The sequence below is a fragment of the Azospirillum sp. genome (genome assembly GCF_035628975.1).
GTDB lineage: Bacteria > Pseudomonadota > Alphaproteobacteria > Azospirillales > Azospirillaceae > Azospirillum.
Genome location: NZ_DASPIS010000032.1, coordinates 90427 through 101670 on the forward strand (window position 1 = coordinate 90427; position 11244 = coordinate 101670).

The following is an 11244-nucleotide window of genomic DNA, read 5'->3' on the forward strand; positions in this document are numbered from 1 at the left end:
AAAGCACGGTTCGGCCAATGGAAGGCCTTAGCCGCGCACCCGGAGCCTTGACCGTATGCAGACCGCCAACGACATCCGTCGCACGTTCCTGGATTTCTTCGCCAAGCAGGGCCATCAGATCGTCGACTCGTCGCCGCTCGTGCCGCGCAACGACCCGACGCTGATGTTCACCAACGCCGGCATGGTCCAGTTCAAGAACGTCTTCACCGGTGCCGAGACGCGGCCCTACAAGCGCGCGGTCACCTCGCAGAAATGCGTGCGCGCCGGCGGCAAGCACAACGACCTGGACAATGTCGGCTACACCGCTCGGCATCACACCTTCTTCGAGATGCTGGGCAATTTCTCCTTCGGCGATTATTTCAAGGACGACGCCATCGCGTTCGCCTGGAACCTGATCACCAAGGAATACGGCCTGCCGGCCGACAAGCTGCTGGTGACGGTCCACACCTCCGACGAGGACGCCGCGGGCATCTGGCGCAAGGTCGCCGGCCTGTCGGATGACCGCATCATCCGCATCCCGACCGACGACAATTTCTGGCGCATGGGCGACACCGGCCCCTGCGGCCCGTGCTCGGAGATCTTCTACGATCACGGCGACCATATCTGGGGAGGTCCTCCCGGTTCGCCGGAGGAGGATGGCGACCGGTTCATCGAGATCTGGAACCTCGTCTTCATGCAGTATGAGCAGGTGACGAAGGAGGAGCGGATCGATCTGCCGCGTCCGTCGATCGACACCGGCATGGGCCTGGAGCGGGTTGCGGCTCTTCTGCAGGGGCAACACGACAACTATGACATCGACCTTTTCCGCGCGCTGATTTCAGCCTCGGAGGAGGCGACCGGCGTCAAGGCCGAAGGTGAACGCCGGGCCAGCCACCGCGTCATCGCCGACCATCTGCGTTCGTCCGCCTTTCTGATTGCCGACGGCGTTCTGCCGTCCAATGAAGGTCGTGGTTACGTGCTCCGCCGCATCATGCGCCGCGCCATGCGTCATGCGCAGCTTCTCGGCGCTCGTGACCCGCTGCTCTTTAAACTCCTGCCGACGCTGGTGCAGCAAATGGGCCGCGCCTATCCGGAACTGATCCGGGCCGAAGCGCTGATCGCCGAGACGCTGAAGCTTGAGGAAACCCGCTTCCGGAAGACGCTCGAGCGCGGACTTTCTCTCCTTTCCGATGCAACAACGACGCTCGGTAAGGGCGACATGTTGGACGGAGAAACTGCCTTCAAGCTCTACGACACCTATGGTTTCCCGCTTGATCTGACGCAGGATGCGTTGCGTGCTCGCGAAATCGGCGTGGACATCTCCGGGTTCACCGATGCGATGGAGCGGCAGAAAGCCGAAGCCCGCTCCCATTGGGCCGGCTCAGGCGACAAGGCAACCGAGACGATCTGGTTTGAGCTCAAGGAGAAATTCGGCGCGACCGAGTTCCTCGGCTACGATACCGAGACCGCTGAAGGCGTGGTGCAGGCGATCGTGCGGGATGGCAAGACGATTGAGAGCGCTGCTACCGGAGAGCAAGTTCAGGTCGTCGTGAACCAGACGCCGTTTTATGGCGAATCCGGCGGACAGACGGGCGATACCGGTGTGATCTCCACCGACAATGCCACGCTGAATGTTACGGATACCCAAAAGAAGGGCGAGGGTCTCTTTGTCCATACCGCGACGGTTGCTGCAGGTATGCTGAAGGTGGGCGAGGCGGTCGCGTTGACGGTCGATCATGTCCGCCGGTCGCGTATCCGATCCAACCACTCCGCCACCCACCTCCTGCATGAAGCGCTGCGGGAGGTGCTGGGCACGCACGTCGCCCAGAAGGGGTCGCTGGTGGCGCCGGAACGTCTGCGTTTCGACGTATCGCATCCGAAGCCGATGACAGCCGAGGAATTGCAGAAGGTTGAGGACATGGCGAATGCCATCGTCCTTCAGAATGCGCCGGTCGCCACCCGCCTGATGAGCGTCGATGACGCGATCGCGGAAGGCGCTATGGCCTTGTTCGGCGAAAAGTATGGCGATGAGGTGCGTGTCGTCTCGATGGGCAAGGCCATTGCGGGCCCGAAAGCCGGCAAGCCCTATTCCATCGAGCTCTGCGGCGGAACGCATGTCAACGCAACGGGTGATATCGGTCTCGTGCGTATCCTTTCGGAGAGTGCTGTGGCAGCTGGCGTGCGCCGTGTTGAAGCCGTCACCGGCGAAGCGGCCCGTGCCTATCTTGCCGAGCAGGATGAGCGGGTGAAGACGCTTGCCGGTGCACTGAAGGTGCAGCCGGCCGACCTCGTTTCCCGAGTCGAGGCCTTGGTCGACGAACGGCGCAGGCTCGAGCGGGAACTGGCGGAAGCGAAGCGCCGGCTCGCCATGGGTGGCGGGCAGGGCGGTTCGACCGATGATGTCCGCGAAATCGCAGGCATCAAATTCATGGGTAAGGCATTGGCGGGCATCGACGCCAAGGACCTGAAAGGGCTGGCAGACGAAGGTAAGGCAAACCTCGGTTCCGGCGTGGTCACTCTGGTCGGCGTCTCGGAAGACGGCAAGGCGAGTGCGGTCGTGGCGGTAACGCCTGACCTTACCGGCCGCTTCAGCGCGGTCGACCTGGTGCGGATTGCCTCTGCAGCACTCGGCGGCAAGGGTGGCGGCGGTCGACCGGACATGGCTCAGGCCGGCGGTCCGGATGGCGCCAAGGCCAATGATGCGCTCGAGGCGGTTGCGGCTGCGCTGGGCGCCTGACCAATCTGCAGGGAAGGCGGGCTGAACCCGCTTTCCCTCTTCAAGGGAAGACCAATGGGCGTGAACGCCATGATTGAGGACGAACTTGAAGGGGCCATTGACGGCCTGCTGCCCGCTCTGTTTCGCGACGCGCCAAGTTCCGTCTCGTTCAACAAGCTGCGCAAGCGCCTGCTCCGTCAGGTGCGCCAGGCGTTTGACGATTTCCAGATGCTGAAAGGCCAGAAGCGCTGGCTCGTCGGTCTTTCGGGGGGCAAGGATTCCTATTCCCTGCTGGCGATCCTGCTGGATCTTCAATGGCGCGGCCTTCTGCCGGTCGAATTGATGGCCTGCAACCTGGATCAGGGACAGCCGAATTTTCCCAAACATGTGCTGCCGGATTACCTTGCGTCGATCGGCGTGAAGCACCGGATCGAGTATCGCGACACCTATTCCATCGTGAAGGAGAAGGTGCCGGAGGGCGCGACCTATTGTTCGCTCTGTTCGAGGCTCAGGCGCGGCAACCTCTACCGGATCGCGCGAGAGGAGGACTGTGATGCTCTCGTTCTCGGGCATCACCGCGAGGACATTCTGGAAACCTTCTTTATGAACTTCTTCCACGGCGGCAGGCTCGCTGGCATGCCGGCAAAGCTTCTGAATGATGAAGGGGATTTGATGGTCTTGCGGCCACTCGCTTACTGCGCCGAGGACGATCTGGCAAAATTTGCCTCCGCCATGCAGTTTCCGATCATCCCATGCGACCTTTGCGGATCGCAGGACGGCCTTCAGCGCAATGCGATGAAGGCGATGCTTGTGGATATCGAGGCTCGCATGCCGGGCCGCAAGGACGCGATGCTGCGAGCTCTTGCCCATGTCAATCCGTCCCACCTCCTCGACCCGAAACTTTTCGATTTTTCCGGCCTCCAAGCCACAAGAACCTGAGACTTTTCAATGACCCCTCCGCTAGACGTCACCAAGCTTGCCGACCTTTTGCGCCTTGCTGCCAAATCCGAGATTTTGCCGCGCTTCCGAAGGCTGGGAAATGACGATGTCCGCTCCAAGAGCGAGCCGACCGATCTGGTGACGGAAGCGGACGAAGCGGCAGAGCGCTTGATCCGGCGCGAGATGGAGGCGATCGCCCCCGGTGCGCTTTTCGTTGGGGAAGAATCGGTTGCCGCCGATCCGTCCTTGCTCGGCAAACTCGCCGATGCGGAATTCGCGGTGGTCGTCGATCCGGTCGACGGCACTTTCAACTTCGCCTCCGGCATTCCGGCCTTTGGCGTGATGGCGTCGGTCGTGTGGAAGGGCGAAGTGATTGCTGGCATCATCTATGATCCCATGGGTGACGACTGGATCATGGCTGAAAAGGGTGCCGGTGCTTTTCTGCGCCGGCCGGATGGCGAGGCGATCCGACTTTCCGTTGCCAAATCCCGTGCGATCGATGCGATGGTCGGCATGGCTTCGCCCGGCTATTTCTTCGGGGAAGATCGCGAACGCATCCTCGGCAATCTCGCCAAGGTCCGATTCTTTGCAAACTATCGCTGCTCGGCTCACGAATATCGCACCTTCGCGGGCGGCCACGTACAGTTCGTACTCTACAATAAGCTGATGCCCTGGGATCATCTGGCCGGTACGCTGATCGCTGCCGAGGCGGGCGGTTATATCGCCCGCTTCGACGGCTCAGCCTATCGCCCGCACCACGTCGATGGCGGCCTCCTCGTCGCCACCGACAAGGAGAGCTGGCAGATGCTGCGCGACGAGATCATCGGGCACTAAACGGCTCGATCATTCCGGCCTTCGACGGTCCAACGCTAGACCCGTGGGTTATGCGGCTGGAAGAGTTTTCCCTTCTCGCCGATCAGCACGAAGATCAATCCGACAATAGAGACGGAAAAGAAGCCGACGACCAGTGGCAGCGCAGTACCGTCGAAAGCCTGGCCAATGGCCACGCCGATAAATGATCCGCCGACCGTACTCATGAAGCCAAGCGCCGAAGAAGCCGTGCCGGCGACGTGTCCGAGCGGCTCCATGGCCAGCGAGTTGAAGTTGGACCCGATCCAACCGAATTGAAACATCGCGAGAGAAAAGAAGACGAGGAACAGCAGGATCGGCATCGGCTGCGGGCCGAATATCTGCACGAGCATCCATATGAAGGTGATCGTTATGAAGCCGAAAAGCGAGCCGTGGGAGAGGCGCCGCATGCCGAAACGACCGACGAAGCGAGCGTTGAGGAAGGAAGACAGGGACATGAAGACGGCAACCGCCGCAAAGGCGACCGGAAACCAAATCCCGAGCTCATAGATTCCCACATAGATCTGCTGCGCCGAATTGATGAAACCGAACAATGCCCCGAAGATGAAGGTGCTGGCGATCGTGTAGCAGAGCGCAATCCGGTTGGTCAGCACGATGCGGAACGCATCGAGGATAGAGGAGGCCGTAAAAGGTCTGACGTCGGCGGAATCAAGAGTCTCGGGCAGGCGGACATACATCCAGAAGCCCATGGCAAGCGAAATGACCGCTATGAACGCAAAGATCAGGTGCCATTCGCCGAAGAACATGATGACCTGTCCGGTTCCGGGGGCGATGATCGGTACGATCATGAACACCATCATGATAAGCGACATGACTTCCGCCATCGCACGACCGCCATAAACGTCGCGGACGATGGAGATGGTGATGACACGCGTAGCAGCGGCGCCAGCGCCCTGGATGAAGCGCAGGATAAGCATCGTGGCGAAGGAGGGAACGACGATGATGCCGATCGAGCAGACGACATAGATTCCGATGCCGAACAGCATGGGTATGCGCCGGCCAAAGCGGTCGGAGAGCGGTCCATACAGGAGCTGGGCGACACCGAGTCCAAAAATATAGGAAGAAACCACATATTGCCGGTGGTTTTCGCTTTCGACGCCGAGCGAGGCACCAATCTCTTGAAGTCCCGGAAGCATGATGTCGATGGCAAGCGCGTTGAGAGCCATCAGCATAGCCATCATTGCTATGAACTCGGGCCGGCTCATGCCGCGCAAGCGATCAACGGCCGTTTGTGAAAAATTTGTCACAGCACTTTCCTAAACAATGGGAAAGGCGCCGTGGGAGCGGCGCCTTGAAATTCATTCTCAAAAATCTGGGGCGTCGCCCGGCGCATTCATGCTGCGCCGCGAACGGAGATTCCCTGCTCCTGGAGATGGCTCTGCAGCTCGCCCGACTGGAACATCTCGCGGACGATATCGCAACCGCCAACGAACTCGCCCTTGACATAAAGCTGCGGAATGGTGGGCCAGTTGGAATAATCCTTGATGCCCTGGCGAATGTCCGCGTCGGCGAGCACATTTACACCCTTATAGTCCAGACCCAGATAGTCGAGAATCTGAACGACCTGGCCCGAGAAGCCACACTGCGGGAACTGGGGCGTGCCCTTCATGAAGAGAACGACGTCGTTCGTCTTCACTTCGTTGTCGATGAATTCGTTAATTCCGCTCATGTCATATCCTTTCACATGCGGTTTCAAGGACCGCTGCGCTGCGTTATCTTCCCTAAATAGCAATGTGGCCGGTGGAATTCCAGCGGAATAACCTCGGTATGGCCTGCGAGGCGTATCTAGCGACTGCGCTGCTTGCTGCGGCTTGCAGCGGTGCGCCGGCGGCTAACCTGTTTCCGGGCCGGCCGTGTGGCGCGGGATGTTTTCTTGACGAAGCGGCCGGTCGAAGCAGATCGCGTCTGTCGTTTTTTCCGCTTGGTGGTTGTGCGACCGTGGGACTTCTTCAGAAGCTCCTTCACGACATTTTCCACCACGCCCGTGATGATCTCCTTGATAAGGTCGGGCATCGTCAGCTCAATCTGCGGGAGCTGATGTCTGTAGAGCCAAAGCGTGCAAAACTCCGCCCATATTGCCCTTCAGCGCCTCGTAGACCATCTGATGCTGTTGCACGCGGCTTTTGCCGCGGAACTGCTCCGCCACCACCTCGGCTGCGTAGTGATCGCCATCGCCGGCGAGGTCCCGAATTGTCACCCTGGCACCTGGAATGCCTGCCTTGATCAGATCTTCGATTTCACCGGGTCGCATTGCCATGATGTATTCCTTTTCTCCTCCGCAGACTCATGCGGACCTTTTTTAGGAGAGAGTGCCCCAAACCCGTTCTTCGGTCAAAGCGGGATAGCGGAAAACCTCAGATTTCAGATGCCTCTGAAGCTCAATGATTCGAGAGCGAGTGCTTGAACCGGGTGAGGCTCGCCTTGGCGCGTTTTCCAAGCGGTTCGACCTGCTGACTTCTCGAAAAGCGGAAAATCCAGGCAGCACTGAAAGTGAGAATCATGAAGCCATAGGATTCGAGACTTTCTTCCATGACCACGATGTCCAGTTGCTCGGCAAGCTGGCTGAGACCGAGTACCACGGCTGCGAACCCCAACGGCCATGAGAGGCGGGGATGAATGGCGCGGGAGATGCCACCTCTGTGACGATACTCGAAAACGATCGTCGCGATCAGTAGGATCAGAACAGCTGCTGCGATAATAATCGGCAGCCACGTCTTCGAGACGCAATAAACTGTCACACTTCCACGGCATATTGGCATCTCGCGAGCAAAGAAGACGACTGAAATACAAGTTAAAGCAGTGGCGACGAAGCGAGCCAATATGCGTGTCTTTGTGGCTGCAACGATCCCCAGCAATGCGGTGATCGCCAGCGACAAGGATTGCAGATCCTCGATCGGGCCGTCCTCTGCGAAGATCACGGAAGTGGGCATTCCCAGCTTTGCGAAGATCAGCCAAGCGAGGGCGTTCAGGCAAAGTGTAACGATGAGCGCGTCAAGCCAGATGCGCTTGTATTGCCAGGTGGGGCCTGACGACCGCAACCAGGCCAGGATCCGTGTGTGCATTTTTCGCGTGATATCCAGTTCGTAAACATGGATTTTTACGCGGCAGGATCGAGTCCATCAATCCCTGGGGAGCCATAAATATCAGAGACAACAGCGGATTTCGCTGTTGTCTCTGGAGAATTGTCGCTGGAATTCAGTTGGTTCAGGCCATGAATTGTGGAAACCAGCTTTCGTTGGCGTTCACAAGGTCGGTGACTGAGACATCGAGAAGCTCATCGACAATCAGATTTTCGCCGGTCACGGTTCCGAGCAGCCGGAATGGTACGCCTGTGCTCTCTGCGCTCGCCTGCACGAAGTTGGCCAAGTCAGCCGACACGGCGATCACGTAACGTGCCTGATCTTCACCGAAGAGAAGAGCATGCGCCGGTCCGCGCTGTTCCTTGAGGCTGACCTTCATGCCTTTACCCGATGCCATCGCCATTTCTGCCAAAGCAAGGGCAAGTCCGCCCGAGGAAATGTCGTGGCAGGCGGTGACCTGACCGTTGCGGATCATTGACCGGACAAATTCGCCATTGCGGCGTTCGGCGGCGAGATCGACTTCCGGCGGCGGACCGTCGATCGTGTCGAGGATATCGCGCAGGTAGATCGAGGAGCCAAGGTGGCTGCCGTCGGTCCCGATCATGATCAGCCGATCGCCTTCACTGGCCGAGCCGATCTTCGCCATCTTCTGCCAGTCGGGCAGCAGGCCGACACCAGCGATTGTCGGAGTCGGAAGGATCGCGATGCCGTTCGTCTCGTTGTAGAGCGACACGTTGCCGGACACGATGGGGAAATCGAGCGCCTTGCAGGCCTCACCTATACCCTTGATGGCGCCGACCAACTGGCCCATGATCTCAGGCTTTTCCGGATTGCCGAAATTGAGATTATCGGTGGCGGCGAGCGGTTCCGCGCCGGTCGCGCAGATATTTCTCCAGCATTCGGCGACAGCTTGCTTGCCGCCTTCGAAGGGATCGGCCTCGACATAGCGGGGCGTGACGTCGGAGGAAAAGGCGAGGGCTTTCGTCGGATGGTTGTCGACGCGTACCACGCCGGCATCGCCACCGGGACGCTGCAGCGAATTGCCCTGGATCAGCGTGTCATACTGTTCCCACACCCAGCGGCGGCTGGACTGGTTCGGCGAGCCGACGAGCTTCAACAAGGCGTCATTGTAGTCTGCCGGTGCGGCAACTTGCGATGCGGGAAGGGGAGCGCGGCCGTTCGACTGGATCCAGGGGCGGTCATATTCCGGCGCCTCGTCTCCCAGTTCCTTGATCGGCAGGTTCGCCACTTCCTCGCCCTGATGCAGGATGCGAAAGCGCAGGTCGTCCGTCGTCTTGCCGACGATTGCGAAATCGAGGCCCCACTTATGGAATATTGCCTCGGCTTCCTTTTCCTTCTCCGGCTTCAGCACCATGAGCATGCGCTCTTGGCTCTCCGAGAGCATCATCTCATAGGCGGACATGCGGTCTTCGCGCACCGGAACCTTATCCAGGTCCAGTTCGATACCGAGATCGCCCTTTGCACCCATCTCGACCGCGGAACAGGTAAGGCCCGCGGCTCCCATGTCCTGAATGGCGATGACTGCGCCGGTTCCCATCAGTTCGAGGCAGGCTTCCAGCAGGCACTTTTCGGTAAAGGGGTCGCCGACCTGCACGGTCGGGCGTTTTTCTTCGATCGACTCGTCGAATTCGGCGGATGCCATCGTCGCGCCACCGACCCCGTCGCGCCCCGTCTTTGCTCCGAGATAGACCACCGGCAGACCGACGCCTTCAGCTTTGGAATAAAAGATGGCATCGGTGCGGGCGAGGCCGGCCGCGAACGCGTTGACCAGGATGTTGCCATTGTAGCGCGGATCGAATTCCACTTCGCCGCCCACCGTCGGCACGCCGAAGGAATTGCCATAACCTCCGACGCCGGCGACGACGCCCGAGACCAGGTGTTTGGTCTTCGGATGATCCGGTGCACCGAATCGAAGTGCATTCATGGCCGCAACCGGTCGCGCGCCCATGGTGAAGACGTCGCGGAGAATGCCGCCGACGCCGGTTGCCGCGCCTTGATAGGGCTCGATATAGGAGGGGTGGTTATGGCTCTCCATCTTGAAGACGACACAATCGCCGTCATCGATATCCACCACGCCCGCATTTTCGCCCGGCCCTTGGATGACGCGGCGGCCTTTGGTCGGCAATGTCCGCAGCCACTTCTTCGAGGATTTGTAGGAGCAATGCTCGTTCCACATGGCCGAGAAGATGCCGAGTTCCGTAAAGGTCGGCTCGCGGCCGATCAGATCGAGAATACGCTGGTACTCGTCCGGTTTGAGGCCATGGGAGGCGACGAGTTCAGGGGTGATCGCGATGCTGTTCGGAATGGTCATGATCTACTCTGGATGACAGGGCCAAGCTTTGGCGCTCTTTAGCCTATGTCGCCGAAAGGTGCGACAGGAAAATGCTGCCTTGCAAGGTGACAGGCTAAGTATATCCGGGACAAAAAAAGCGCCGCAACGCGGCGCTTCATTCTTCAACGGGACGTGTGATCCGTCAGAACTTGTAACCGACCGCTATGCCGGCGTAGGAAAGGCCATCGTTCTGGTCGCAAATATCCGCATTGGAGGAATGTTCGATCGTGGCGAGAACGCGCCAGTTTTCCGTTATGTTGTAACCCACGGCGGCTGATTCATGAAACTGGGCACGGCAACCTACATTCGGCCGATCGTTGGGATTATCGAGGCTTGCATCGGTAAGCGAGCCGCCGAAACCGAGATCGATGAAGAGTTTGTCGGTGACATTGGCGGTCCAGGTAAAGCCCGCAAAAACCTGATTGGCGCCGCCGGAGGTCGACACGATCGCGCCGACATGCACCCTTGGACGCAGCATATGATCAAGGAAGCTTTCGGCGTGTCGTTGATCGAACGGGTCGAAAAAGACTGTGGCGGAAGGGAAAAGCCCTGGTTCGAACGTCTTCTTGTCATGGATTGATCCGGAGACGCCAATGCGGACTTCGTCGAAGAGGCGTTCCTGGGCCAGCGCCGCCGATGATATGGCGGACGCCGTCAAGACGGTCCCGACGACGCAACCCAACAGTGCTTTGTTCATTCCTATCGCCCTTCATGCGGACCACTGGCTCGCGGTCAATACGATACGCGTTGGCGCTCGCATTCTCCCAAGCGGAAGTGGTACAGCGAGAGGCGATAGCCGTCCAGCAACCTTAATTGGTTGTTATGAATTGCGGCGAAAAAACGTAAAGATTCATGCGGTTCGGTGCAGCTCTGCAACAGGTCGCGAATGCAGGAGATTTGCAGGGTTCAGCAGCTGCTTGTACCGCCGGCCCAGCGCAGAACGTCGCGCTTGATTCGTTCGCCGTCGGCAGTACCCATCAGCGGTCCGAAAGCGTCGAGACGGGCAGGATTGCCTTCCGCCTGGACGACGAGGACAGGTCGCGATTCCGGACTATTGCGCGGAACTGCAAGGATGCGAGGGCGGCCGGAGAAGGAGTTCAACTCAGGCGCCAACCGGTATGGCTTGAACGCTGCGTCTCCGGATTTGAACCAGCACGAGTTTGCCGCAAGCGCGACGCGTTCCATCGTCGGCAATGCGGCGCGATTCGGGCCGGTCGCCGGGCGCTCCGACTGGCATGCGGAAAGCAGAAGACCGAGGGCCGAGACGGCGGGTACCACGTGAAGGCGGATGGAGAAGGCCATCAAAA

General features: G+C 59.5%; 11 protein-coding genes. 3 read left to right on the forward strand and 8 right to left on the reverse strand.

Annotated features, from left to right (window positions below; all coding sequences use genetic code 11):
* Window positions 1–55 precede the first annotated feature (55 nt).
* Genes alaS through VD964_RS06975 form a run of 3 tightly spaced genes read left to right on the forward strand, consistent with a single transcriptional unit; the run spans window position 56 to window position 4468 of the window.
* Window positions 56–2716 carry an alanine--tRNA ligase gene (gene alaS, locus VD964_RS06965; protein WP_324866944.1) on the forward strand — a complete coding sequence of 887 codons (2661 nt, stop codon included), beginning with the start codon at window positions 56–58 and terminating at the stop codon, window positions 2714–2716.
* 54 nt (window positions 2717–2770) lie between these two features.
* Window positions 2771–3634, forward strand: coding sequence for a tRNA 2-thiocytidine(32) synthetase TtcA (gene ttcA, locus VD964_RS06970; protein WP_112803185.1), 864 nt, complete (start codon window positions 2771–2773; stop codon window positions 3632–3634).
* Window positions 3635–3643: 9 nt separating this feature from the next.
* The gene (locus tag VD964_RS06975; RefSeq protein WP_105370013.1) at window positions 3644–4468 is read left to right on the forward strand and encodes an inositol monophosphatase family protein; all 825 of its coding nucleotides are present in this window, start codon (window positions 3644–3646) and stop codon (window positions 4466–4468) included.
* A 35-nt stretch (window positions 4469–4503) separates the two neighbouring features.
* On the opposite strand, the gene VD964_RS06980 is transcribed toward VD964_RS06975, so the two are convergent.
* The 8 genes from VD964_RS06980 to VD964_RS07015 form a co-directional block, all read right to left on the reverse strand.
* Window positions 4504–5751, reverse strand: coding sequence for a multidrug effflux MFS transporter (locus VD964_RS06980; protein WP_324866949.1), 1248 nt, complete (start codon window positions 5749–5751; stop codon window positions 4504–4506).
* Between the two features lie 86 nt (window positions 5752–5837).
* A complete protein-coding gene (grxD, locus tag VD964_RS06985) occupies window positions 5838–6173 on the reverse strand; it encodes a Grx4 family monothiol glutaredoxin (protein WP_105370012.1) in 336 nt (111 codons plus the stop codon).
* Window positions 6174–6289: 116 nt separating this feature from the next.
* Window positions 6290–6517 carry a hypothetical protein gene (locus tag VD964_RS06990; RefSeq protein WP_105370011.1) on the reverse strand — a complete coding sequence of 76 codons (228 nt, stop codon included), beginning with the start codon at window positions 6515–6517 and terminating at the stop codon, window positions 6290–6292.
* Window positions 6518–6524: 7 nt separating this feature from the next.
* Window positions 6525–6761, reverse strand: coding sequence for a BolA/IbaG family iron-sulfur metabolism protein (locus VD964_RS06995; RefSeq protein ID WP_105370010.1), 237 nt, complete (start codon window positions 6759–6761; stop codon window positions 6525–6527).
* A 121-nt stretch (window positions 6762–6882) separates the two neighbouring features.
* Window positions 6883–7566, reverse strand: coding sequence for a hypothetical protein (locus VD964_RS07000; protein ID WP_112803187.1), 684 nt, complete (start codon window positions 7564–7566; stop codon window positions 6883–6885).
* Between the two features lie 142 nt (window positions 7567–7708).
* Complete coding sequence (purL, locus tag VD964_RS07005) at window positions 7709–9916, reverse strand: phosphoribosylformylglycinamidine synthase subunit PurL (protein WP_324866954.1); 2208 nt, start codon at window positions 9914–9916, stop codon at window positions 7709–7711.
* 163 nt (window positions 9917–10079) lie between these two features.
* The gene (locus VD964_RS07010; RefSeq protein ID WP_324866956.1) at window positions 10080–10634 is read right to left on the reverse strand and encodes an acyloxyacyl hydrolase; all 555 of its coding nucleotides are present in this window, start codon (window positions 10632–10634) and stop codon (window positions 10080–10082) included.
* Between the two features lie 209 nt (window positions 10635–10843).
* Window positions 10844–11244: hypothetical protein (locus VD964_RS07015; protein ID WP_414637104.1), on the reverse strand; the 401-nt coding region annotated here is incomplete at its 5' end.